The sequence below is a fragment of the Ktedonobacter sp. SOSP1-85 genome (genome assembly GCF_016587415.1).
Classification (GTDB): domain Bacteria; phylum Chloroflexota; class Ktedonobacteria; order Ktedonobacterales; family Ktedonobacteraceae; genus Ktedonobacter.
In genome coordinates, this window is record NZ_BNJI01000002.1 from 42,160 (window position 1) to 65,362 (window position 23,203).

The following is a 23,203-nucleotide window of genomic DNA, read 5'->3' on the forward strand; positions in this document are numbered from 1 at the left end:
TTCCTGCCCTTTCTCAGAGAGGGGGTTCTCTCGACACATCATAGTAAGATCTTATTCCGAAACCCAACGTCACTCGCGTGCCTAGCGCTTCCCCCATTCGGGGACACGCGCGCTCAGGTTTTCGGATAAGTAGTAAGAACAGTATAAAGGAAATAAATCGGCTGTGTAAAGCATTTGAAGCAAAGTGTCAGGGTAATGGCAGGTCAATGGCATGGTCAAATCTCGTTTCTTCTGATACTGTTGGAAGGCGCAAAGCTGCCGTGGCAAGAAAAGCGAAGGAAGAAAGGAGGTGTATTGATGGCAAAAATGCCAATTCAGACAACTAAAAGTAGCAAGCGCTCTCTGAACAAGTCCTTGTGGTTGTTTCTGGTTCTTCTCATCGTTGTGGCTATCCCAGGATATATTTTGTCGGCGCGTCAATTTGTAGAGAAGCATACTGCTATCACACAGAATCACCAGGACCTACACATTACTACAACACGCGGGGAAGCTCTCTCCATTGTTATCGATCTCGGGTTTTCAGGTTCAGCCGACGGATCGTGGGCGAGTCCCACAGGCGTGAGGTTGATACTGGCTGGATTAAGCACCCCCTTGCAGATTGTTGGATCAAGCCAGCCCGACTGGGGCGATACATATACCATCAGCAATCAACCTAAAAAGGTCGAAGTGCGAGGAGTTGTGACTCTTCCCACATCGCTAAGTGGCCCCATGGATCGTCAGCTTTCCGGGCGGATTACGGGGACTATCCTCACAAATGGCCCCATTGGAAATAGTTCGGAGGATCTCACTATTCCTGTCCAGATCCACCTGCTGCCACAGGAAAGCTATTTCTGGTCTGGTGGACGCGCGCTCTGGTACGGGTTTACCGCTCTCACCTATTTGCTGCTGATTGGATGGCTTGTCACTAATCTCTGGGTTTGGCGACATTCCCGGCGACAGAAAAGCAAACAGACAGAAGCAAAATTAGACAAGGGGAATAGAAACCTCTTAGTCGCCATGGTAGTTGTTCCTGTCCTTGTCGCCGGCCTGGTTATCTTTGGAACCATTGAAGGGGACCCACAGCTTCCCACTGATGGTTTTCCAGAAATCAGTACTAGTATCTGGATTTTCCTGGCCCTCCTGGCACTCTCGCTCTTTCTGCAAGGGATCGCGTCACTTTATAAAGGAAAAAACGCGCCTGCCAAATAATCCATGTATTTATAATTGAGATTACACCCCGGAAGGAGGATCACCGCTATCCATGTTTTATACGCTGATTCGAGGACTCATCAACTTAATTAATGGTACACCGCAAAGGCTACTATTACACTGTATCGTAGCATTCGCGCTGGGCACGAGTTGTGGTGTTGTCGGCTTGGGACCATCCGGCTTTCTCAATCCTCTCTCGATCATCTTTTATGGCTATGCGCTGTTGGTAGTAATTGGCGCGGCATTTAAGTATGTAGCGTGGCGGCAGCAGGGGCTGATGGATCCGCTCCCGAATAACCAGGTTTTGCTGCAATTAGACCATATTCTGAGCGTAGAGACACGCGACCGCGCATTGCTGGGAGCACGCGAAACAACCACCCAGTACACGAGCCAACCCGTCTTGTTCAGCCCGCCTCTCAGTGGGAACCGAGTGGTGCTGGTAAAATGTGCGGTTTGTCAGCAGGAGGTCAAATTTAGGGTAGACAGCGTGGAAGAGCGCAAGAAGAGACGGCTGCGTGCGACCCTTATATCGAGTATTGGCTTCCTCTTCTTCCTGGGTCTGGAAATCCTACTCAGTGACGCCTTTCAGCCCTCTCCTATTCCCGATTGGATAGGATGGATACGCCTCATCTCCCTGATCGCGCTGATTGGGTTTGCTTGCAGTTATGCCTATCTTGTGAACTATACAGGGGTGGTGTATATAGTTACTGGGCGCGGGCATCGGGCCCGGCATCCGAAGAAGGCAGAAATGGCCAATTCTCGCCAGAATCTGCATCTAACCCCTCAGGGATAAGTTATAAATCTGGTGACAAAAGCGCCACAATAACGTTCAAATACAACAGGGCTCCCACTTGTGGCGCATTTCCCAATTTACCAGCAGAATTACTAATCGGCATACCTTCTACATCTTCTCCGGTGGCAAGTCGCGATAGGCTCCCCGCTGCTCTGGCGGCAACAGGGTAGCGATATGCAGCATCATTTCCTGTGTGATACTGCGTAACCCCTCTTTACGCGTCAGTCCTGCGGGCAGAACGGGAACAAAGGGCTCACCAAACTGAACAGAGACATGAGGGCGCCACCCACCTCCAGGGCGGAGAATACGTCGTGAGCCATTCAACGCCACGGGGAGAACTGTCGCTCCGGTACGCACGACAAGCATCGCAACCCCCGTGTGGGCCTGAAGCATCTGCTCCTGGCGGGCAACAGTCCCCTCAGGAAAGATGAGCAAGGGTCGTTGCTCCTGTAAGTAGGCAAGCGCCTGTTCCAGAGCCGCGCGATCGCTCTCGCCACGATGCACAGGAATTTGCCCGGTACAGCGCACCAGCCAGCCCACAATGGGCCAGGAAAAAATCTCTTTCTTGGCAAAGAACCAGGTACGGCGAGGGAGAAGACCCGCTACCAGGATGGGATCGAACCAGCTCAGATGATTAGAGACGAGCAAAAGGGGGCCAGTCACGGACACATGCTCCGAACCACGCACCGAGACACGGCAGACCAGCAATATCAACAACCGAGCCACTGGACGCAACAGAGTGTAAATGATGCTGCCTGGCCGGCTACTTCCATATGTTGCGGCCTTTTTCATACACGTACCCACAGGGCCTTCGGCAAAATGGTGACATTGAAGCTGCTCGCGGACATAGTTTCGCCATCCATCTGCATATGCACAGGCTCGCGACTCTCAATCTGTACGGTTCTAGCACGGTAGAAGGTTACTTCTGGCAAATCGCTGTGTTCACCTTTCTGGACGCTTGGTAACAAGCGCAGGGCACGCAACAAGGGAGTGTAACGAATGGTACAGATATCGAAGCGGCCATCTGTATGATCGGCTTGAGGATTGATACGAAAGCCGGCACCATAGGTTGGCCCCGTGGTAATCGCCATAAGGATAAAGCGCTGTTCCTGCTCGCGCCTCTCTCCATTATCATCCAGACTGAACTTTAGCCAGGGACAACGGTGGTAGCCGAACAGCAACTGGCGCAGGGTTGAGGTGTAATAGAGAGGCATACCAGCCAGGCGCAAATATTTTTTCAGGCTCCCTGCTGCCACAGCGATATCAGCATCAAGCCCCACGCTAAACGAATTGGCGAAATAGTGTTCATTTACCCGGCCAGCATCCACATCAATCAATCTACCACTGAAAGCGCGCTCGACAGCGGCTTGAGGATCATGAGGCAAGTGGAGGGTATTCCAGGCGAAATCACAGCCTGAACCTGCTGGCACAATGCCCAGCGGAACACGCTGGCTCACGCTCAACAGGCCATTGACGACTTCATTTACCGAGCCATCCCCGCCAACAATAATCACGGGACGCTTCTGCATAGCAGCCTGCCGGGCACGCTCCCGCGCTTCTCCTGGTGCGTTTGTTTCGATATATTCGGCCTTTTCCTGTTCCGCGCGGCTGCGTACAAGTGCACGATAGAGGTCTACTTTGCCATGTCGAGCGGCAGGATTCAGGATGACAAGAGGTTGAGCAGACTCCATAAATGTCTCCTTCAGTGGTGGATCTTAGGCAAGATTGTACCATACCCCGAAGACCTCTACAATTCCTGAAGGGATGATGTCGACGAAACGGCGTGAGAACACTCAAGTTAGAAATCTAGAGGTCAGCCCCAAACAACCTCAACTCTTGAGCCTCAGGAGAGAACTTGATCATACGCTCAAAGCGCAGACCCAGCTTTTCAAGAAGTTTGGCTGATCGCAGATTGTCAGGAGAGGTTATAGCCACAATCCGTTTAAGGCCCAAAACCTGTTTCCCATATTGCATGACAGCCGAGGCCGATTCATAGGCATATCCCTTACCCCCAAATCCTGGAAGAAAGGCAAAGCCAATATCCACATCCTCTAATGCATCTCTTTTTATCAGGCCACAGATCCCGATCGGAACATTCCCCTCCTTTAACACCGTCAGGTATAGACCAAAGCCCAGGCGGCCATACATTTCAACTGGCCCTTGCAATATATAGTTATGTGCCTCTTCAAGCGTCCTTACCCCAAAATCACCGATGAATTGCAGCCACGATGGGTCATTTAAAAGCTCAAGAATAAAATTCGCATCTTCCGTTGAGAGACGACGGTGTATCAGCCGAGGAGTGTCAAGGAGCGCATGTACTAAAGACGTAGTTTGCGCGGATAGAGGAAAATGGCCTTGTTGTTCCATAAATTAATTGTCCTTAAATAAGATATGGCGCCTCAATGGGAGTCACGCTTATCTGGTAGTATATCATTTATATGAACGATTTCTTGTTCCTTTATATACGCTTCATACGCGCCACTTACTCGCTCATGCTGGGTGCGATAATAAAGCAGCGCTTCTGGGCTGGCAAGTGTTATTCTTGTCTCATCGGCTAGTTGCCCCCCGAGAGCGTCCCTTTCGGCCACGTCAGCACATACTTATCGCCAAAATACTTTGTGATATAACACTTATCGCTGTGCTCAAGCAAGAAAACCTCGACCAGCACCCCCTGGTAAATAAAGGCTCGCTTGTGATGAAAGCGCTTGCCCACAACAGGTTCAATCTCTCCCTGCTGGCTCGTCCACCCATCCAGCCGCTGAAAATCTGACGCGACATACAACAAATCAATATCACGATGCGCTCGTGGCGCACACAACTGCCAGACCTCCTCGGCCCAGCCGCCAAAGAGCCAGGTCCGTAAGCCCGCCCCCTCCAACTGCCGCATCAAAGCACACACAAACGGCAAAGTGTTATTCGGCGGATACATCCGATCATTCATGCTCAATACCTCTCGCTCCAGGGTAACACCTCCCAGCAATCCTTATAGGCGAACCCGCTCCACTCGACACCAACAAAACGCTCACGATCTTGGGGAAAGGGCAAAAACTCTTTGAGTACAGGATGGGGAATGAGCGCCATCTCAAAAGACCAGAACTTGCTGCTCGGACCACGTTTTTTAAGTGCCTCTGCCTGCTCCACATCCTGCGCCTCATTAGTGACATACATGCCAAACTCAGGAAAGGTGATGGTAAACTCGCGCAAGATTTGCCAACACAGTCGTCCCGCATTCCGGGAAAAAACGATATCACCTTTTAGCTGCATTGGCTCAGTTGGAAAAAGCAAAGACAGCTCTACCAGGTGATCGTACTCCCCCGGTTTTTCTGGTGCAGCATCAAAGGAAAAATGCACCCGCGCCTGGTACACTTGATCTCCTGACTTTGTAGTAACGGGAGATTCTGGCTCAAGGAACGCGTAAGGGAAGTCTGGATCAAACGAAGAGGGCCACTTGGCGCTCAATAGCCACTTTTCCACGGCATCATCCAGAACACCCATCCTTCCCAGTGTCTGCGCCACCTTCCCAGTGACAGATGAAAAAGAATGCTCATCACAACGCACCAGCGTTTGCAGAGATGTAAGTTCTGGCACTTCTTTCCTCTCTAATCAGTAACTGTTATCACCAGTTACTCAGCGCCATCGCTATTATTCAATGTTACTGTCTATTATGCACATGATCAGTCACACTCAACAAACACCTTTCTCATTCAAGCAAGGGGCGGATTGACTCTCAAGCCGCTTGAGGGTGTATCCTTTGATCAAAGGGCTGGACGGCAGCAAATTCCCTTGCCTTATGAAGAGAGGAAAGGTGGCGATCATGAAGCCCCCTGCTGGGAGCCCTCAAGGCTAGAAAACGGCCTGTTGGCGAATGAGAGAATCGGATCGTCAGTTTTGTTCTCTCGATCACGCCCCAACAAGGGGCATCGTGTGCAGGCTTTCCCCAAATCGTATCTGGGGAAATGGATGCTGTGTGGAGCAAAGGAGGCAAGCATGCTCAAAATCGGGGAATTCTCCAAATTCGTGCAGGTTCCCGTTCCCACCTTGCGCTATTATGATCAAGTCGGTCTGCTCAAACCAGTTGAGGTCGATGAAGTGACTGGCTATCGCTATTACTCTGCCAGTCAAGTTACTCACTTGAATCGCATCCTGGCGCTCAAGAGCCTTGGCTTCGAGCTTGCGCAAATTGGGGTGATGTTGATGGAAGGAGTCACGGCAGAGCAGATGCGTGGCATGCTGCGTTTACGACACGCCCAGCTCAGACAACAGCTCGATGAACTGCAAAGCCGCCTTGTCGAGGTGGAGGGACGTTTGCAACAGATCGAACAGGAGGAAACAGTATCTCCCTATGATGTCATCCTCAAGCATGTCGAATCGCAACTCGTCGCCTCCGTTCGGGCAACGCTTCCCACCCACGACGCAATCCGTTCGCTGTATGGAGAAGTGTACACCGCGCTTGAGGGGCGCGAGACCTGTATCGGGTACCCTTTCGTCATCTGGTACGACGAAGAGTACAAAGACCAGGACATTGATGGGGCTGCTGCGGTGACGTTGCGCCAGCGGATTCCAGAGAGCGGACGGGTGTGCGTCCACGAGGTACCTGCTGCTCTGATGGCAACCACGGTTCAGCAGGGGAATAAGACAACGCACCTGGAAGCCCAGCAGGCCATCCTCACCTGGGTCGAGACTAATGGCTACCAGATCGTCGGGCCAGCACGAGAAATCTTCTTGCATACCACCCTTCCCATCCCTCACGACGAGGCGTCCTCCGTGATGGAACTGCAATTCCCGGTGGAAAAGGCCGTTCCCTCGCACGACTTGCTCCACAGCAAGCAGCGCTCCCGCAGACATCCAGGTAGTCATGAGAAGGAGTAATGAATATGTCTCTCACACTGACACAGCGGCTTGGCCTGCCGAGCATGCGTGGGCAGGGGGCGCTTGTGGTAGCCACCTTGATCGACGCGCTCGGGACCGGGCTGTACCTACCCTTCTCGCTGTTGTATTTTCAGCGGGTGGCTGGTTTGGCTCTCCCGGTCATTGGGGGAGGACTCTCCCTTGCGACGGCTCTGATCTTACCGATGATCCCGTTCATGGGCGTTCTGGTTGATCGCTTTGGGGCCAGGCCTATGGTGGTGGTTGCTCAGGTACTCCAGGCACTAGGGTTCCTGGGCTATCTCTTCGTCCACTCTCTTGTCGTGCTGGGCGTTTCGGCCTTGCTCGTGATGGCCGGGGCACGCCTCTTCTACGTGTCCTTCAGTGTCCTGATCGCTCAAATCGCCAGTCCAGACGAGCGTGACCGCTGGTATGGCTTGAGCGGGGCGACACAGAATCTCGGCATTGGGATGGGTAGCCTCGTGGCTGGCTTCATCGTGGCATGGGGTGGGACCAACGGCTATCAAACACTCATTGTGGCCAATGTCCTGAGCTTCGGATTAGCGGCGCTTCTGCTGTTGTGGCGCACAGCGCCCGAACCCGTTCGCCCTGCGCGTGAGGCTTCCGCCTCTCTGGGCTCCCGTGCAGTTCTCGCCAACCGTCCCTTTCTCGTGCTTATAGCATGCAACGTTCTGTTTACCCTGGCCCTATCTCTGCTGTCTACTGGCTTGCCTCTCTACGTCACGGAGACCTTGAATCTCTCGACGGTGATGCTGGGGATCTTGTCTGCCTTTGGTGCTGGACTGTTGATCGGAACCCAGACCCTGGTAATGCGACTTCTCGAACCGTATCGCCGCACGCGCGCTCTGGCACTTGCCAGCCTGCTTCGTGCTCTGGGATATGCCTTGTTAGCATTAGCTCTGCTTCTTCCTCACGTTCTCCTTGTTCCCTATTTGTTTGGCGTGGTAGCGCTCAACACTCTGGCTTCTCTGATCACTGCTCCGACGGTGATCGCGCTGGCAGCAGCGAGCAGTCCTGCTCATCTGCAAGGGCGCTATCTAGCCATCTATCAGTTCTCCTGGGGGATCGCCTCGGCCCTCGCTCCCACCATGTTTACGCTGCTCTACGCCCTCGGCCCCGCCTGGCCCTGGGTCGCCCTCATCGGGCCGACGCTGATCGCTGGCTTCGTCATGGTCCGGCTTGAGTTGTACTTGCCAGGACAGGCAGTGTACGTCCGACCGAAAGAAGTTGCAAGAAACAAACGCTTTTGAAACTCCAGCATACGCTCTCCAGTTCATTCATCAGAACTATCTGCGATGGGGTGCAGCAAGTTTTTTTGCGTCGAACTCATCAGGATAATGGAGGGATGATAGAGGGACCCCCAAGATAGGGGTCCCCCCGTTTGGGATGTTTGGTAAAACCGCTGGCAACACAATCCAGCGCACGTATACTTCTTCCGGTGGATGTGGGCAAACGTTTCATGAGATTATACTATCTCTACGCGCCTGGAGCCTACCCAGGCACAACTTCTTCCTATCAGGAGTGTACCCATGAAACAGTTCTCTCTCGGACAAACCAGCATGGATGTCAGTGCCTTCTGCCTGGGCTGTATGTTCTTTGGCACATTGACTACCCAGGAAATGGCCTATCAACTGGCAGACCGCTATTTTGAGGCTGGAGGACGCTTTTTCGATACCGCGAACAATTATGCCTTCTGGATCGACGGTGCGACTGGTGATGAAGGCGAAACGATCCTGGGGCGCTGGCTCAAGAGTCGTAAGAACCGTGACCAGATCATTCTGGCAAGCAAAGTCGGAGCCCGGCCTACCCGGCCTGGCGGAGGTTTCGAAAGTTGGGAAGGACTTTCTGCTCGCGCCATTGAGCGAGCCGTCGAAGGTAGTTTAACGCGCCTGGGGACTGACTACCTCGATCTCTATTACGCTCACATCGATGATCGGCAGGCCCCTTTGGAGGAAACGCTCGCCGCCTTTGACCGTCTCGTCACTGCCGGAAAAGTTCGTGCCATTGGCTGTAGCAATCTGATGGCCTGGCGCATTGAGCAGGCCCGCAGCATCAGCCACCAGCATGGCTGGGCCGCGTATTGTTGTGTGCAACAGCGCTATAGCTACCTACAGCCCAGAGCGGGAGCGACCTTTGGGGTCCAGATCGCAGCCTCCCAGGAATTGCTGGATTACTGCCAGGAGCATGAGGATTTTTCGCTGCTTGCCTACTCCCCACTCCTCTCTGGCGCATACACTCGCCAGGATGTCGCTTTGATACCACAATATCACTCAAGTGAAACTGAGGCCCGTCTGGGCGCACTGGCAACCGTGGCAGCCGAAACCGGTGCCACGCCTAATCAGGTCGTCTTAGCCTGGCTTCTCCAAAGTAAGCCCGCTGTCATCCCCGTGATTGCCGCCAGCAATACGGCACAACTGGACGAGAACCTCGGGGCATTGCACGTTCATCTGACAGAAGAACACATGCGCAGATTGAATAGCCCTGATTTGTAGGCCTGGCACTGCGTGAGCACATGTCCTTTTCTCGTTGTTTTCTTTCTTTCCATAGGGATAGGCGCTTGTTTCATGGGAACCTGGGTGAGAGCGGCAGAGAACCATTGCTCCCATCCTCTTCGGCATCACTGTGCCCTCTTGCTTCACTTATGTTTCAGGAGTGAAGCAAGAGGCGACCTGTTTGTGACACAAGAAAAATCTTTCGCAATGATCAAGGGTTCCTTGTTCGCAAAAGTCGTTCTAAGTCTTCGCTAACCACGAATCGTTCAAGCTCCGGTTGATCATCGCGCCACGCTTGACCCGCTTGATGGATAGCCCATATCACCGTCCACTGGTGAGCTCGAAGAACATTTTCACCATTGCGTCTAGCTATGGCTTCTGCTCGTTTCAACATGTTGCCTGCTGGTAGATGACAGGCTGCAAATACTCCAATATCAGAGCAGGGATCACCAATCATGGGTATAGGGTCTATGGCAACGTATGTTGACCCTTTCAGCAGTAAATTTTTGTCGAGGAAGTCTCCATGAAGGAGGACTTTCTTGCCAGCAGAATTACACAAATGCTCAAACAGCCTATAAGCTGCTGGCAAACGATCTAGCGCTGGCTTTCCCCTGTTAGGCTCACCCCGAGATTCTTGCTCATAATACGCATCAATTTTAACTTGTTGCTCAAAAAGCTCGTAATTATCTTCAATTGATACAAATTTTTCTTTGGGAGCTGGGATTGCATGAATAGATTTTAGGATATTGGCCGCTACAGTAACCGCAAAGGATTCATTTTCTGAAGAAAGGTGTGTTGCAGGATGCACGCGCTCTAATAGTAGTGCGGCATTATCTAAATCTGTATCTACAACTCCTATGGTTACGCTGGTATCAGCCCAGGCCGTTAATGCCAGCGCTTCCATTTCAGCCTCTTTACGAGTAGACATCAATTTGAGTACAACAGGACTATCATCCGCCATGGTACAATCAAAGACTTCAGACCGGAAGCCACCAGCTAACTTCGGGCCAAGCGTTAGCTGCCATTTCTTTTCGCACTGTCTTAGGCGTGCTGTTATGGCTCTATTCATTACTTCTATGCCTCTATTCATTACTTCATGATTGTAACGATAGATAGGATCTCTCGGTCTTTCTCCCATACGCATTAAGTGAAGAGTTTTCGATTGTGTCGGAAAGCCTTTTGAGCGCCATGTGGCAGCCCTGCCGTTCATGCATGAGCGCAAGGAAAATGCTTGTAAATCTCCATTCTGGGACGCAACCGCACAATCTACCTTTGGTACCTACTGAACGGCTGCGACCTGGAGCAGTAGCCGCGTACGCTAGTAGCAGGTTACTTACGCTGATTAAACTCCACTATGGCATCGGCAGCGGCGTGGTAGCCACCGCCCTCGCGCAGAGCGCGCTGCATGCGCTTGGTGTTGACACGGAAGCTAGAGTCGCTGGCGATGCGATTCACTGTTTGCTTGAGAACATCAGCATGCAGTTCGCCTGTGTCCAGCGAAAGGCCCAGGCCCAGCGCCTCGACGCGGCGCGCGGTGATCGCCTCCTCGGAGGTCTGAGGTACTACGATAAGCGGCACACCATAATACAGCGACTCCATGATGCTACCCAGCTCGCCATGCGTAATAAAGATGTCGGTATACTGCAAGACCTCCAACTGCGGCACAAAGGGATAGACCATAAAGTTGCCGGGAATCTCTTTCAGTTGTGCGCGGTTGATGCGCTGGCCAATGGCCTGCACGACCTGCCATGCGCTCCCACCAAAGGCCTCAAAACAGGTGTTGAAAAAGTCAACGCGGTTATTAAAGACTGTTCCCAGGGAAATATAGAGCGCAGGCTGGCTATTGATGCGCTCCAGGGGAAACTCCGAGGTCGTGAGCCGCGAGACAATGGAGGGTCCGACAAAGCGAAAGCGCTCATCGAAGGTCTCGCCCGCTGGCTGGAAGGCCTTGGGAATAGAAATAACGTTTAGCGCTTCCGCTTGGGCATACAACTCCTGTAAGGGAAACCCATTCACGCTATAGACGCGGCAGAGCGCCTCAAAATCCTTGTTCGCCTGCTCGAAAGGGTGGGGATGAATCGATTCCGCGGCCCCCTCCCACAGCTCGCTCGCGAACTGAAAATGTTCGTTGAAGACATAGCCAGGCCGGAACTGGATCGCTGGTACACCCAGCATTTGAGCCAGCACATAGCCCCAGAGGCTGGCCGGGTCATAAATCACGCAGTCCGGCTTCTCCATACGCACTACATCGCGCAGTTGCGAGAGGACATAGCGGCTCTCCTCCACTAAACGCGCGGGCGTGCTTGAGGAATAGGGGCCCCTCGGCGCGCTCGGCGAGCTGAAGCCAAACATCGTCGATCTATAGGGCTGTAAGCGCGCGCCGGTAGCCTCCACCGCGCGCCGGAAATCCTCGGTTAAGCAGTACACCACCTGCTCTCCCCGCACAACTAGCTCCTGCACCACCGCCAGCGTGGGATTGACCTGTCCATAGCGTGGCACGTTACAAAAAAGAAACTTAGCCATATATCCTTGCTCACCCTTTTCCAAATTTTTTGTTTATTGCGCACAGATACCCGGCGCACCTGTTTCAACGAGGCTATGAAGAGACCTTCCGGCTGTTGGGATAATAGGGATGAGTATCGATGCCCCACGAGATAATATGTGTGGGCGTGATACGAATAAACTCGGCATCCACATTCTCATTCTGCAAGATCTCTTTTCCACCTTGCTGGATGGCTTCAGCACGCCCACGGATCTCTATGCCACGTGGCTGCCAGGGCGGCAAGACATCATCGATAACAAAGGCTGCGCGCCCTTGACGGCCCGCGTCGCGGAACTTCTTGCTCTTACCCATATTGTAACCACCCACGTCGATGGTATCCAACTCGCTATTATAGCGGAAGCCTACTGGCACCACGTGCGGATTACCCTTGGCATCCACCGTCGCCAGCCGCCCCAGCTTCTGCTCCTGCATATATGTGATCTCAGTCTCAGTGAAATGGCTCATAGCTCGCGCCTCCTTATTAATTATATCAAGGATTTTCGTGCGTGCTCAATCATAACTTCAGCTTCTAAGAAATGATGTCAAAGATTGACATGTACTGGCATTTATAGTACAATACAGTAAAATAAATGTGAAAGAGGTGCTAGAGGTGCAACTCGTCGAGCGGCATATCATCTGCAAAGGTGATTCTCGGTATACTGCCATAGATGCAGCCTCCTTCGCATCCAAAAACCTCTATAACCTCGCGAACTATCACATGCGCCAATCCTTCATCCATATGGGAAAGTACCTGAGCTCTGCCGATGTCTATCATCTGGTGAAGGACACTGATGCTTACAAAGCCTTACCGCGTAAAGTGAGCAATGATGTCCTTCGACTTCTTGAAAAGAACTGGAAGGCATTTCGTAAAGGGCTTGCAGCATGGTTTGAAGACCCCTCCAAGTTTGAAGATCGTCCCAAGGTGCCTAAATACAAAGACAAGCAAAAAGGGCGGAATATCCTCATATACGATATCCAAGCCATCTCGAAAAAAGCCCTCAAGAAGCGAGGAATGATTGCTCCATCCCTCCTAGGAATCGAGATACCTACGAAGCAGACTCACATCAAACAAGCCCGTATCATCCCTCGCAGCGGGTTCTATGTGGTAGAAGTGGTCTATGAGCAAGAACCCAAACAGGCAGCAGGAGATCCCTTGCTCGTCGCTGGTATCGACATTGGATTGAACAACTTAGCAACGCTAACATCAAACAAAGCAGGCTTTACGCCTTGGCTGGTTAACGGGCGTCCGCTTAAGCACATCAACCAATGGTATAACAAAGAACGTGCAAGGTTGCAGAGCCATCTCAGTAAGCACAAGCGTCATACCTCCGCTCGTTTAGAACGCCTTACCAATAAGCGCACACGCAAAATTGATCATTACTTGCACACCCACAGCCATCGCATCATCGAGCATCTGAGGGAGGAAGGCATAGGAACAGTGGTGATCGGGAAGAACGACGGCTGGAAGCAAGAAATCAACATAGGGAATCGCAACAATCAACAGTTTGTGCAAATTCCCTTTGCTCGCTTCATTGAGATGCTCACCTACAAAGCCGAGCTGGTCGGGATACGCATCGTTCTGCAAGAGGAAAGCTACACCAGCAAATGCAGCTTTCTTGATCTTGAGCCAATTTGCCATCATGAGCACTACCTGGGCAAACGCATCAAACGTGGCTTGTTTCGTACCAGTACTGGCAGGCGTATCAATGCCGATGTCAACGGCAGTTTGAACATTATTCGAAAAGCAATCCCTGAATCCTTCGAGCAAGGGATCGAGGGCGTGGCAGTCCGTCCAGTGGGACCCCCACATACTGAGCAATGCTTGTCATTGTTTAGATGAACTGTAAGACACAATAGCAACTCTTCCCCAGTCGCCTGGCTTCTTTATGAATATACGCCTGTAGACCGGGTATATATGCTACAAGCATATACATCTTCTTCCCCATATGGCCTGTCTTTGCTATGCTTTGCATAGAGACATAGAAATGAAAGAGGAGTGAACATATGAAGATAGCGGCCCTCTATGATATTCATGGAAACCTGCCCGCTCTAGAGGCGGTCCTCAATGAGCTTGAGGAGATAGAGCCCGACCTGGTGGTGCTGGGCGGCGATATTGTTTCGGGTCCCTTCCCGCGTCAGACGCTGGAACGCCTGCAACAGCTCGATCTGCGCATGCGCGCCATTCGTGGTAATGGAGACCGCGAGGCCGTCCTGGCCTTCGACGGCCTTCCCCTGCCCTCACACATGTCAGAAGAGGCTCAGGCGGCAACCAACTGGGTTGGGCGACAACTGGAGCAGATTCAGCGCGATTACCTGGCCAGCCTACCCGAGAGCCTGACCCTCCCTCTCGAAGAACAGGGCGAAATTTTCTTCTGCCATGCCACGCCCCACAACGACGAGGATATGTTCACTCCCCTGACGCCCCAGGAGCGTCTCGACACGCTCTTCGCCAATACCGCTCACCCCATCGTCATTTGCGGCCATACCCACATACAATTCGAGCGCCAGACAGGCAACACGCGCATCATTAATGCAGGTAGTGTGGGCATGCCCTACGCCGAGCGCCCAGGCGCATACTGGCTGCTTCTCACCCCCGAAGGCCACGAGTTCCGCCGGACAGAATACGACCTGGAGGCCGCCGCCCAACTAGTACGCGAGAGCGGCTATCCCCAGGCCCAGGACTTCGCCAACGAAAACATTCTCAAAATACCCACAGCTACAGAAGCAGCCGAATTCTTTGAGCAACTGGCTACAAATCGCTAGAGTTCCTGACCGACGCTGCTAAATGGTGAATTCACAACATCTGTAGGGTCCATGCTGGCATGGACTGCCGAGGCCCGCAGGCCGATATCCCGCCGTTGCGGAGGTCGCTTCGCTCGCAGTCCATGCCAGCATGGACCCTACATCTACAAATTACATAAATCTACCATTTAGCAGCGTCGTCCCACACGCAGCTTAGCGTTCCTGCTCGGTTGGACGGATCAGGATCTCATTGACGTTGACGCGCTCTGGTTGGGTCACCACGTAGACGATGGCGTTGGCAATGTCTTCGCTCTCCAAGGGGGTGATGCCTTGCAACCATTCGGCCTGCTTTTTCTTAGCCTCTTCATCGGTAATATGCTCGGTCAACTCGGTCGCGACCGCGCCAGGCTCGATGACGGAGACGCGAATATGGTCTTTATAGACTTCCTGCCGTAGCGCCTCTGAAAGCGCCACAACGCCCCACTTGGTGACATTATAGACGCCGCTCCCCGCACGCGCCGTACGGCCCGCCACCGAAGAGATATTGATAATATGCCCGCTCTTCTGCTCCTTCATGATTGGTAGCACACTATGCGTCGTGTAGAGCAAACCCATAATATTGACATCTACCATGCGCCGCCAGTCCTCGGTATTCGCACCATCGATCATGCCCAGCAGCATCAGGCCAGCGTTATTGACCAGGATATCGATGCGCCCCAGTTTCCCCTTCACATGGTTGACCACGTTCTGCACCTGTTTCTCGTCGGCCACATCCGCCACCACGGGCACCGCCGTGCCATCCTGCTCATGAATGCGCTTGACCAGCTCCTGCAAACGGTCGGCCCGACGCGCCACTACCGCTACCTGCGCCCCCTCAGCCGCCAGTGCCAGCGCCGTCGCCTCTCCAATTCCAGACGATGCGCCCGTAATCAACGCAACCTTACCCTCTAAGCGCTTTGCCATCTCTCTTGTTCCCCTTCGCTAACATTAATTCAGGCAGAAAATATGGTTGCGCCGTAGCACGCAACCATGCATCCTTCAGCTATATCACGTATCATTCTTGGCGAAGGGAGACGTCTACCCTGGCTCTCTTCCACAAAGAAACAGATATGAAAGCTTCATGGATTTTACATACGGCAGACATGGTCTGTTAATGGTATACTGAAGATGCTTTTGTTGCACAACAACCTTAAACTTCAGATATAGATTTATACATGAAATACAAACTAAGCTTCTATTTGTGACGAGAAGCGCTAAAATAATGGAGATAACACTATGGGCCTCATAAGCGATGCCTTTATTGCGACTAAAACTGAGCTAGAAGAGACACAATTCATGAGTCAGGGCAATCCGGGCCAGTTCTTTCCAACCATACAGGGCAAGAATATCGACCCTCTCATGCTGGCTCAGTTGGAACTCATCGTGACGAATCTGGAAAAGAATAGCCTACCAGCTATCTTGTCCAGCCTTGATGAGCGCATGCTCGGCGAGGCCGAATCCACCGAGCAATGGATCTACCAGTTCCCCGATCCCCTGGTTGACAGATTAGCTACGCTACAAGACACTGAGATCAGCCGCTATGGAGCGCAGTGGGGAGCGACCAAGGAATGGCAAAGCAAGAAAGGCCTGCCCCCTACCGAGGCGGCCACACAATTTCTCCAACTGCTCTGCCAGCTCGCCGTCCGCGCCCACGCCGAGACAAAAAACATGTATATGTGGATCAGCCTCTGATATGCGCATTGACATTACACACATACACTCAACCACATCCATTCCGCTCATTGATTTCGCCACTGCTTACGGCACTGGGCGTATTAGCCATCTCCAAATAAATTTCTTGTGTTATGATAAAGCTAATCAATATGCAAGAAAGCGAACTACAAAAAGACTTATGCTAACCTATGATACTTTGCTCTTCGATCTCGATGGCACGCTGACCGATCCCAAGCCAGGCATTACGAAGTCCGTGCAATACGCCCTGGCACACTTTAACATAGATGTTCCTGATCTTGATATACTCGCCCCCTTTATTGGCCCGCCCCTGGCCGAGTCTTTCCACCATTACTATGGCTTTACGTCGGAGCAGGCCCAACAGGCCATTGCTTACTACCGCGAGTATTTCGCTGAAACTGGACTATACGAAAACTCGGTCTACCCCGGCATTCATGCTCTGCTCGCCGATCTGCGTGTCAGCCATAAGCGCTTGCTGGTCGCGACCTCCAAGCCTACGGTTTTCGCCGAGCGCATTCTGGCCCATTTCGATCTAGCACACTATTTTGAGCTTATCGCAGGCAGCGAACTGGATGGCACGCGCATTGCCAAGGCCGAGGTCATTGCTTACGCTCTAGCATCGCTTCCAGCTCCAGCTTACCAGAATGCGATCATGATTGGTGACCGCAAACACGACATCATCGGCGCCCAGAAAAATGGCCTTCCCTCCATCGCCGTCACCTATGGCTATGGCTCCTACGAGGAACTCCAGGACCAGCAACCTACACACCTGGTAGACAGCGTAAGCAACCTTGCCACATTGCTTGGGCACGAAATGAAAGCGGAGAGTTCCTCCGTTTAGCCGCCATTCCACATTTGATAAGAGATGCCAGCCAGGTTATAAATTTGGCTGGCACTATACTATTTCGCTCCCAATCCACCGCACACCTATAGTATTTAAAATTTTTCCCTCTTTTCTGCTTGCGCCTCCGGACAGAAGGTGTTATAGTATTTAACATTCTCTTAACAATCCATTAATATTCTCTTAACATTAAAGGTTTGATTTTCACGCCCAAGCTGCCGGTTGCCGGGTTATACACAAAGTCGGAATCTCTCGATTGAGAGCTACCAGCGAGAAAGGAAACCCACTAGCAGAAGAGGTAGAGGCATTTCCCGACAAGGATGAGAGGAGGCCCCTTTATGCATTTGCCAACATCGCCCACCACAGTGGTGAGTTTTCTAATTGCAGGCGTCCTGCTGCTCCTCTATGGAGTACAGCAAATTTCTGATATCTTTCAGAAGACAATGAGCGCCCGTTTGCGTAGCGCCCTGGCGACATTGTCACGTCGCCCCTGGATGGCGCTACTGCTCGGACTGATCACCACTGCGATTACACAGAGTTCTAGCGCCACATCCAGCCTGCTTGTTGGTCTCGTCAATACGCAATTTATTACCCTGACGACGGCTTTTTTTATGTTGCTGGGAGCCAACATTGGCTCTACCCTGGTTGTCCAGTTGCTAGCCTTACATATTACGGATCACGCCCTGGAAATCCTGGGCCTGGGCACCGCCATAGCATTCTTCACCCGCCGTTCTAAGCTACATCCGCTTGGGAAGGCTTTTTTTGCCTTTGGCTTGATCACGGTTGGATTAGCGGCACTCGAAGCTGGGAGCCGTCCCGTCGCGGCCAGTCCTCTCACGGCAGATGTGCTACAAGCTATGGTCAACGCTCCTATTGTTCTGGCTCTTATTGGCGCCATCCTCTCAATCGCCTTTACCTCAAGCGCAGCCTCTATCGGCCTGGTCATCGTTCTGGCAGGCAATGGAGCGCTACCGCCTATCGCAGCCCTGGCAATCATGCTGGGTACAAACGTTGGCAATACCTTTACAGCACTTTTATCTGCCCTGAGTGGCTCATCACGCGTCGGGCGTCGCCTGGCCTACCTGCATACCGGGACCAAACTCATAGGTGTGACCGTGGCGTTCCTCCTGCTTCAGCCGCTAGCTCAGTTACTCTCCCATCTGGGGAATGGTGGGACGCAGGTCGCAATCGCGCATATGGGGCTGAATATCGCCCTGGCACTGGTCTTCGCTCCCCTGGCAACACCACTGGTACGCCTGGTAACGGCCCTGGTACCCGATCAGGAGAGTCAGAGCGTAGATGGACCACGCCATCTTGATCCAGAAGCCCTGGCAACACCAGCCGTTGCCCTCGGCCAGGCTATGCGCGAGATTGTGCGCATGACTGACCTGGTCACAGTTATGCTTAAACGTGGTATTCTGGCCTTTGATGAAGAAAGTGATAACGTTCCCAGGCATATCGACCAGCTTGATGACCAGCTCGATGATTTAGAAGAAGCTGTGAAAAGCTACCTGACCCGGCTTGATGAAGAACAGATGACAGAGCAACAGTCGCGGCGTGAACTAGCTCTACTATATATTGTAACAGATCTAGAGGCGATTGGCGATATTATTGATAAACAGATCGTCCGGCTCGCACAACGCAAACAGCATGAACAGGTCGTCTTCTCAGAGGAGGGCTGGCAGGATCTTATTACCTATTATCAGGAAGTGCAGCTCGCGGTACAGCAGGTGCTGGCAGCGCTGGCGTCGCAAGATCCAACCCTTGCCACGGAATGCCTCACTCGCAAAGCAATTCTCGCCCAAACCAAGCGCACACTCCACCTGCGTCATGTACGCCGCCTGCAACAGAGGGTCGCGCCTAGCCTCTCTTCCAGCGCCATTCACCTCGACCTGCTCAACGCCATGAGCCGCGTGCTATCCCACGCCTTTAATATCGCGACCATCGTTCAAGGCGAGATGTAGAGCAGCATCCCAGATCCTCACTTTTATTTCGCGCCACATAGCCGGAGAATGCTTATTGCACTCTCCGACTTTCTCATCTTGAATAGAGCACAGCATAGATATATGCCATAATACAGTGTGAGTTCGGTGAAGATAGAGCATTAGCGTGCTCCGACAAACCACTATTGCAGAATGCGATGGTGCATCTCTTCAGGGAGGGCGAGATGAAATTAACTCAGCATCCCGAGTATCAGCGGGTCTATATAGCCAATGAGGAAGCCTTTCACCGCTGTCAAAATGCCATGGCGCAATGGCAAGAACGAAATGATGCTATTTCAGTGCCAGCCTATGGGCTTACCTGGACCTACGAATCAGCACGGGAGTTTGTGCGCGAGCTCTCCGCCTTATTTCAAGAGTATAACCATATCCTCTGGAACGGCTTCCATTACTGCCGTCAGTGCGGTGGGCAATGCTGCGTCGCGGATGCCTCGAACGTCCAGCCTTTTGATCTAATCGCGATAACGCTCCTCGACCAGTCTGCACCTGTGCTTGCAGAAAACATTAGTGCCAGCCAGCGCCAATGCATCTATCTCGTCAACCGGCGATGTTCCTGGCCCGCTGAGTGGCGAACCATCAAATGCTGGTCCTTTTACTGCCTGGGTCCTGGTCCCTGGCGGCCCGGAGCCTCGATCAGCGAGTTACGCGGCGAGATTACACGTGAACTCCAACAACTCGTCCGCACGCGCCTCCCTTTGCCTCTTCAGCATTACGAAAACATTCAGGGATTTGCGCTGGCGGACGCCCTCGACGATCCTATCGTCTTCTCTGAGGCCATCCACAATGCCCTCTTTGAGATTTTTGTTGATCCTCTCAACGAAGTATATCCCATCATTGATCTCCAATTGGGAAATAACAGTAGTAACACTCCTCCTGAACCGAGAGGCACACTCACAACAAGCCTGTTACTAGATGACCAGGTTGCCACCTTCATCGCAGAGGCGGTCGAGGAAGCCTGCGAGACACCTCCGGTGGTGCCGGCAGAGCTTACCATCTCAGTTGAGCAACTCTTGCAAGACCTGGAGGCCCTGCAATGGATCATCGAGGGCCATCCCTCCCATGAATCCCAACTGCTCCATGAGCTGTACCTCCACTACGCCAACGCGCCAGCTCCCGCGCCTGGCGATCCCCCCAGCATCTGGTATCGCATGTGTGACTATTTGAGCAAGCTGTAAGTAAAAGTGCGCGCGATGGCGTAGCGCCCATCGAGCGGCCAACTCAGATGGCGTACGAGAAACGAGAGGTCGAAGCTGGTACATTTTTGCGCATAAGAAGATAAATTGGTCTACTGACACCCAATATTGCCCAAAAATAATTCCTGAATGGCATATACATGGAGGCAAGGTGTCAGCGCGCAAACTCATGCCGAAACGTTTGGCGCTCGCTTATCGTGCAGCCTGCGTGAGTAACTCTCACCTGGCTGCTACTCAACGATAGAAAGCCATGAACAACAACACGGAAAGGATAGAACAAGATGCAAGAGCCGCAAAGCACCTCTACACAAAACGATGTATACAATGTAGTTAGCGTGCTATACCACTCCTTACGGGAAGCACAGACCTGTGAGTGCTACAAGCAAGACGCCCAGAGCCAGGGGCAGCAAGAGATTGCTCAATTCTTTAATGATGAGCAGCAGGCTGCCAATAGACACGCCGAACAGGCCAAAAATTTGCTCAGCCAGATAAGAGGTGATCGCTAGCTCGAATTTAGGGTAAGAGATGACGGCGTGGGTGGCGGGTACGTACCCGCCACCCACGCCCTTATCATTTCTCATCAAATCTTTGAAAATCTGCTTATTCGGCAACCACCAGAGACATTACACTACGATCAGTGCTAAACTGCCATGCCAATGTGCCGTCGGCCTTGTAGCCATACACCCTGGTTCCCAATGGCTGCTTGGAATCGAAGGCGTTGCAATCGGCGACGTAAACCAGGCCATTAGCCGCGACTGGATTGAGCGCGAGACCCAGGGTGATCGGCTTCTGCCATTTGATCGTCCCGGTGCTGGCATCCAAAGCGGTCGTCGTATGCCCATTACCATCCGTGCCTCCATAGGTTGGCGCGTAGACGACACCATTGACGACCACAGGCGCACTCTCTACCGCGCCAGCCACGGAGGTCTCCCAGTTTCTCTGCCCATTCTGGAGATTGTAGGAGTAGACCGTCCCCAGGAATACATTCAAACCGCTTGAGCTATGCCGCAGGATACCCAGGTACACAGCCTTCTTATCCAGAGCGATATCAAAGACCTGACCAGGGATGTCTTGAGTATGCCATAGCTGCTTGCCACTCAGCGTATCGTATGCCTCGATGTCTGAATGGCTGCCACCCACCTCGCTCGTGTAGTCAAAGGAGGCATAGACAACGCCATTCACGACATATGGGCGCGTCACATAGAACTGCTCATGTGATACTTCCTGCTTCCAAACGACGGTACCATCCGTTGCTTTGGTAACATACAGACCGTGATCGGTGCCCAGGTAGAGTTTGCCCGCGTTCCATGTCATAGAAGTAATAGCCATCTGGAAAGAGTAGCTGCGCTTCTCAACGCCTGTGCTCGCGCTAAAAACGTGGATATCGGTTTTAGGAGAGGCTTTATCAGCATAGGCAACCGTATCGACGTAGAGCAGGCCATCGCCGACCGCCATATCTGTTACTCTCCCCTGGTCTATACTCTTGTTCCAGAAGATCGAGCCATCCTGGGCATTGAGCGCAATGACGCCCTGTTGCCCATCTGTACTAATGCTCAGAGAATTACCAACCAGCGCGAAGAGGGTATTTCCGCTCAGTATGATACGATTGATGCCGATACCGACCATATCCCGCGAAGGCTTTTTAAATGTTACAGTATAACTCCAGATCGCCTTTCCCGTCTTAGGGTCGAGTTTGGTCACACCGCCATCACCGCCAATATACACGCCAAAAGGCGTTTTCACCTGGAGGTTGGGCACATTCGTAATGTGTGCATTCCCTGAAGAGGCTGGGCCATTGTGTTGCCCGCGGGCAACATTCAGAAGGGCGACCAGGCTCCCCACCAAAAGCGCCGCGAAGAGCACCGCAGCGATCAGGCCAAAGCGGCGCATAAACGTCGAAGATGATTTGGCTTTATCTCGTTGAGTATGCTGTCCTTGCATATATCGAAACCTTTCAGATTCTAATGGTTTGTTGTTGTGAGAAATTCTCTTTGTCCAGGGATTTTTCCTAAAGCCTGTGTCTGTACCCAGGTCCAGGCGCTCCCACACTCGTTCCAGCGAGCGCAGATCGCTCCTGTAGAGGCTTTGTAGATCATGTACAGTGCGCGTCTCTTCATTGGGATGGCTCCCAGTTTGCAGTAACGCATCGATCTGCTCATCTACAATCCCCGGGTTAAAGTACTCTTTATCGTCCATCATGTGTCTCCTCACCATCCATGTTGTAGATTCCCCGCAAACTGTTGAGCGCGCGGGAGAGCATGACACGCACCGCCGCCTCGCTCTTATTGACCAATGTTGCGATTTCAGGGCTACGCAGGCCGTGGGCGAAGCGTAAGCGCACCACTTCCTGCTGCACCTCTGAAAGCGAGAGCAAACGCTCGCGTACCTGGGCATGCGCCTCATTGCGTAAAGCGATAAACTCTGGCGCATCCATCTCATCCTCCAGCAGATCCTCTACCACATCCTCCAGATTCGTGTGAGTGCGATGTTTGGCGCGCCGATGATAATCCATCACCTTGTTGTGCGCCACACTCCAGAGCCAGCCTTTTCGCTTATATTCATTCAACTGACCAAGCACTTTGCTCTCTAGCGCGACTGTAAACACCTCTAATAAGATATCTTCCGCATCCTCCTGAGAAAGTACTTGCCGACGTATATACATCATTATGGCCGGCGCATAACGTGTATATAATTCGGCCACCAGGGTCTTATGGTCCGGGTTTGTTTGCTGCTTAAACAACTGCATCCATGTCCTCAGCAATTTTTCTAGTTTTGAGATCTCATTTGTTCCGTC

At 52.5% G+C, this 23,203-nt stretch carries 23 protein-coding genes; 11 read left to right on the forward strand and 12 right to left on the reverse strand.

Annotated elements, in window-relative coordinates; genetic code table 11:
• The first annotated feature begins 297 nt into the window (after positions 1-297).
• Together KTE_RS28430 and KTE_RS28435 are read left to right on the forward strand one after the other, a co-directional pair.
• On the forward strand, positions 298-1,188 hold the full coding sequence (locus KTE_RS28430) for a hypothetical protein (protein WP_201387376.1): 891 nt from the start codon (positions 298-300) through the stop codon (positions 1,186-1,188).
• Positions 1,189-1,240: 52 nt separating this feature from the next.
• A complete protein-coding gene (locus KTE_RS28435; RefSeq protein WP_201387378.1) occupies positions 1,241-1,981 on the forward strand; it encodes a hypothetical protein in 741 nt (246 codons plus the stop codon).
• A 108-nt stretch (positions 1,982-2,089) separates the two neighbouring features.
• Here KTE_RS28435 and KTE_RS28440 read toward each other — a convergent pair whose 3' ends face one another.
• From KTE_RS28440 to KTE_RS28460, 5 genes are all read right to left on the reverse strand, one after another.
• A complete protein-coding gene (locus KTE_RS28440; protein WP_201387380.1) occupies positions 2,090-2,773 on the reverse strand; it encodes a 1-acyl-sn-glycerol-3-phosphate acyltransferase in 684 nt (227 codons plus the stop codon).
• On the reverse strand, positions 2,770-3,672 hold the full coding sequence (locus tag KTE_RS28445) for a diacylglycerol kinase family protein (protein ID WP_201387382.1): 903 nt from the start codon (positions 3,670-3,672) through the stop codon (positions 2,770-2,772). Before KTE_RS28445 ends, KTE_RS28440 begins: the two co-directional genes overlap by 4 nt.
• 115 nt (positions 3,673-3,787) lie before the next feature.
• Positions 3,788-4,348: a GNAT family N-acetyltransferase gene (locus KTE_RS28450; RefSeq protein WP_201387383.1), complete on the reverse strand. Its 561-nt coding sequence runs from the start codon at positions 4,346-4,348 to the stop codon at positions 3,788-3,790.
• A 187-nt stretch (positions 4,349-4,535) separates the two neighbouring features.
• Positions 4,536-4,922, reverse strand: coding sequence for a nucleotidyltransferase domain-containing protein (locus KTE_RS28455; protein ID WP_201387386.1), 387 nt, complete (start codon positions 4,920-4,922; stop codon positions 4,536-4,538).
• 2 nt (positions 4,923-4,924) lie between these two features.
• Positions 4,925-5,569, reverse strand: coding sequence for a hypothetical protein (locus KTE_RS28460; protein WP_201387388.1), 645 nt, complete (start codon positions 5,567-5,569; stop codon positions 4,925-4,927).
• Between the two features lie 399 nt (positions 5,570-5,968).
• Here KTE_RS28460 and KTE_RS28465 point away from each other — a divergent pair, with 399 nt between their 5' ends.
• From KTE_RS28465 to KTE_RS28475, 3 genes are all read left to right on the forward strand, one after another.
• Positions 5,969-6,850: a MerR family transcriptional regulator gene (locus tag KTE_RS28465; RefSeq protein ID WP_201387390.1), complete on the forward strand. Its 882-nt coding sequence runs from the start codon at positions 5,969-5,971 to the stop codon at positions 6,848-6,850.
• A gap of 5 nt (positions 6,851-6,855) precedes the next feature.
• Positions 6,856-8,118 (forward strand): MFS transporter, encoded by a 1,263-nt coding sequence (locus tag KTE_RS28470; protein WP_201387392.1) that lies wholly within the window; start codon positions 6,856-6,858, stop codon positions 8,116-8,118.
• Positions 8,119-8,397: 279 nt separating this feature from the next.
• Positions 8,398-9,360 carry an aldo/keto reductase gene (locus KTE_RS28475; RefSeq protein ID WP_201387394.1) on the forward strand — a complete coding sequence of 321 codons (963 nt, stop codon included), beginning with the start codon at positions 8,398-8,400 and terminating at the stop codon, positions 9,358-9,360.
• Positions 9,361-9,571: 211 nt separating this feature from the next.
• On the opposite strand, the gene KTE_RS28480 is transcribed toward KTE_RS28475, so the two are convergent.
• The 3 genes from KTE_RS28480 to KTE_RS28490 all read right to left on the reverse strand — a co-directional run bounded on the left by KTE_RS28480 (position 9,572) and on the right by KTE_RS28490 (position 12,367).
• Positions 9,572-10,504, reverse strand: coding sequence for an aminoglycoside phosphotransferase family protein (locus KTE_RS28480; RefSeq protein ID WP_201387395.1), 933 nt, complete (start codon positions 10,502-10,504; stop codon positions 9,572-9,574).
• Between the two features lie 185 nt (positions 10,505-10,689).
• Complete coding sequence (locus tag KTE_RS28485; protein WP_201387398.1) at positions 10,690-11,883, reverse strand: macrolide family glycosyltransferase; 1,194 nt, start codon at positions 11,881-11,883, stop codon at positions 10,690-10,692.
• Between the two features lie 73 nt (positions 11,884-11,956).
• The gene (locus tag KTE_RS28490; protein WP_201387400.1) at positions 11,957-12,367 is read right to left on the reverse strand and encodes a PPOX class F420-dependent oxidoreductase; all 411 of its coding nucleotides are present in this window, start codon (positions 12,365-12,367) and stop codon (positions 11,957-11,959) included.
• A 145-nt stretch (positions 12,368-12,512) separates the two neighbouring features.
• Between KTE_RS28490 and KTE_RS28495 the strand changes: the two genes are divergently transcribed.
• Positions 12,513-13,742, forward strand: a complete 1,230-nt coding sequence (locus KTE_RS28495) for an RNA-guided endonuclease TnpB family protein (protein ID WP_201387402.1) — start codon at positions 12,513-12,515, stop codon at positions 13,740-13,742.
• A 164-nt stretch (positions 13,743-13,906) separates the two neighbouring features.
• Entirely contained in the window at positions 13,907-14,665 is a 759-nt protein-coding gene (locus KTE_RS28500; protein WP_201387404.1) for a metallophosphoesterase, read from the forward strand.
• A 192-nt stretch (positions 14,666-14,857) separates the two neighbouring features.
• Here the strand turns inward: KTE_RS28500 and KTE_RS28505 are convergent, their stop codons facing one another.
• Positions 14,858-15,607 carry an SDR family NAD(P)-dependent oxidoreductase gene (locus KTE_RS28505; RefSeq protein ID WP_201387406.1) on the reverse strand — a complete coding sequence of 250 codons (750 nt, stop codon included), beginning with the start codon at positions 15,605-15,607 and terminating at the stop codon, positions 14,858-14,860.
• A 312-nt stretch (positions 15,608-15,919) separates the two neighbouring features.
• Here KTE_RS28505 and KTE_RS28510 point away from each other — a divergent pair, with 312 nt between their 5' ends.
• The 4 genes from KTE_RS28510 to KTE_RS28525 all read left to right on the forward strand — a co-directional run bounded on the left by KTE_RS28510 (position 15,920) and on the right by KTE_RS28525 (position 20,391).
• On the forward strand, positions 15,920-16,375 hold the full coding sequence (locus KTE_RS28510) for a hypothetical protein (RefSeq protein ID WP_201387407.1): 456 nt from the start codon (positions 15,920-15,922) through the stop codon (positions 16,373-16,375).
• A 160-nt stretch (positions 16,376-16,535) separates the two neighbouring features.
• Positions 16,536-17,216 (forward strand): HAD family hydrolase, encoded by a 681-nt coding sequence (locus KTE_RS28515; protein WP_201387409.1) that lies wholly within the window; start codon positions 16,536-16,538, stop codon positions 17,214-17,216.
• Positions 17,217-17,554: 338 nt separating this feature from the next.
• Positions 17,555-19,180, forward strand: a complete 1,626-nt coding sequence (locus tag KTE_RS28520; RefSeq protein ID WP_201387411.1) for a Na/Pi cotransporter family protein — start codon at positions 17,555-17,557, stop codon at positions 19,178-19,180.
• Positions 19,181-19,383: 203 nt separating this feature from the next.
• Complete coding sequence (locus KTE_RS28525; protein WP_201387412.1) at positions 19,384-20,391, forward strand: hypothetical protein; 1,008 nt, start codon at positions 19,384-19,386, stop codon at positions 20,389-20,391.
• A gap of 368 nt (positions 20,392-20,759) precedes the next feature.
• Here KTE_RS28525 and KTE_RS28530 read toward each other — a convergent pair whose 3' ends face one another.
• Genes KTE_RS28530 through KTE_RS28540 form a run of 3 tightly spaced genes read right to left on the reverse strand, consistent with a single transcriptional unit; the run spans position 20,760 to position 23,155 of the window.
• Positions 20,760-20,993 carry a hypothetical protein gene (locus tag KTE_RS28530; RefSeq protein WP_201387414.1) on the reverse strand — a complete coding sequence of 78 codons (234 nt, stop codon included), beginning with the start codon at positions 20,991-20,993 and terminating at the stop codon, positions 20,760-20,762.
• A 16-nt stretch (positions 20,994-21,009) separates the two neighbouring features.
• A complete protein-coding gene (locus KTE_RS28535; protein ID WP_201387416.1) occupies positions 21,010-22,608 on the reverse strand; it encodes a PQQ-binding-like beta-propeller repeat protein in 1,599 nt (532 codons plus the stop codon).
• Positions 22,595-23,155, reverse strand: a complete 561-nt coding sequence (locus KTE_RS28540) for an RNA polymerase sigma factor (RefSeq protein WP_201387418.1) — start codon at positions 23,153-23,155, stop codon at positions 22,595-22,597. Before KTE_RS28540 ends, KTE_RS28535 begins: the two co-directional genes overlap by 14 nt.
• Positions 23,156-23,203: the final 48 nt, after the last annotated feature.

Excerpts from the sequence above, each read along its gene's own strand:
- KTE_RS28430 (WP_201387376.1), top strand. The coding sequence starts at position 298 with ATGGCAAAAATGCCAATTCAGACAACTAAAAGTAGCAAGCGCTCTCTG.
- KTE_RS28435 (WP_201387378.1), top strand. The coding sequence starts at position 1,241 with ATGTTTTATACGCTGATTCGAGGACTCATCAACTTAATTAATGGTACA.
- KTE_RS28440 (WP_201387380.1), bottom strand. The coding sequence starts at position 2,773 with ATGAAAAAGGCCGCAACATATGGAAGTAGCCGGCCAGGCAGCATCATT.
- KTE_RS28445 (WP_201387382.1), bottom strand. The coding sequence starts at position 3,672 with ATGGAGTCTGCTCAACCTCTTGTCATCCTGAATCCTGCCGCTCGACAT.
- KTE_RS28450 (WP_201387383.1), bottom strand. The coding sequence starts at position 4,348 with ATGGAACAACAAGGCCATTTTCCTCTATCCGCGCAAACTACGTCTTTA.
- KTE_RS28455 (WP_201387386.1), bottom strand. The coding sequence starts at position 4,922 with ATGAATGATCGGATGTATCCGCCGAATAACACTTTGCCGTTTGTGTGT.
- KTE_RS28465 (WP_201387390.1), top strand. The coding sequence starts at position 5,969 with ATGCTCAAAATCGGGGAATTCTCCAAATTCGTGCAGGTTCCCGTTCCC.
- KTE_RS28470 (WP_201387392.1), top strand. The coding sequence starts at position 6,856 with ATGTCTCTCACACTGACACAGCGGCTTGGCCTGCCGAGCATGCGTGGG.
- KTE_RS28475 (WP_201387394.1), top strand. The coding sequence starts at position 8,398 with ATGAAACAGTTCTCTCTCGGACAAACCAGCATGGATGTCAGTGCCTTC.
- KTE_RS28480 (WP_201387395.1), bottom strand. The coding sequence starts at position 10,504 with ATGCGTATGGGAGAAAGACCGAGAGATCCTATCTATCGTTACAATCAT.
- KTE_RS28485 (WP_201387398.1), bottom strand. The coding sequence starts at position 11,883 with ATGGCTAAGTTTCTTTTTTGTAACGTGCCACGCTATGGACAGGTCAAT.
- KTE_RS28490 (WP_201387400.1), bottom strand. The coding sequence starts at position 12,367 with ATGAGCCATTTCACTGAGACTGAGATCACATATATGCAGGAGCAGAAG.
- KTE_RS28500 (WP_201387404.1), top strand. The coding sequence starts at position 13,907 with ATGAAGATAGCGGCCCTCTATGATATTCATGGAAACCTGCCCGCTCTA.
- KTE_RS28505 (WP_201387406.1), bottom strand. The coding sequence starts at position 15,607 with ATGGCAAAGCGCTTAGAGGGTAAGGTTGCGTTGATTACGGGCGCATCG.
- KTE_RS28510 (WP_201387407.1), top strand. The coding sequence starts at position 15,920 with ATGGGCCTCATAAGCGATGCCTTTATTGCGACTAAAACTGAGCTAGAA.
- KTE_RS28515 (WP_201387409.1), top strand. The coding sequence starts at position 16,536 with ATGCTAACCTATGATACTTTGCTCTTCGATCTCGATGGCACGCTGACC.
- KTE_RS28520 (WP_201387411.1), top strand. The coding sequence starts at position 17,555 with ATGCATTTGCCAACATCGCCCACCACAGTGGTGAGTTTTCTAATTGCA.
- KTE_RS28525 (WP_201387412.1), top strand. The coding sequence starts at position 19,384 with ATGAAATTAACTCAGCATCCCGAGTATCAGCGGGTCTATATAGCCAAT.
- KTE_RS28535 (WP_201387416.1), bottom strand. The coding sequence starts at position 22,608 with ATGATGGACGATAAAGAGTACTTTAACCCGGGGATTGTAGATGAGCAG.
- KTE_RS28540 (WP_201387418.1), bottom strand. The coding sequence starts at position 23,155 with ATGCAGTTGTTTAAGCAGCAAACAAACCCGGACCATAAGACCCTGGTG.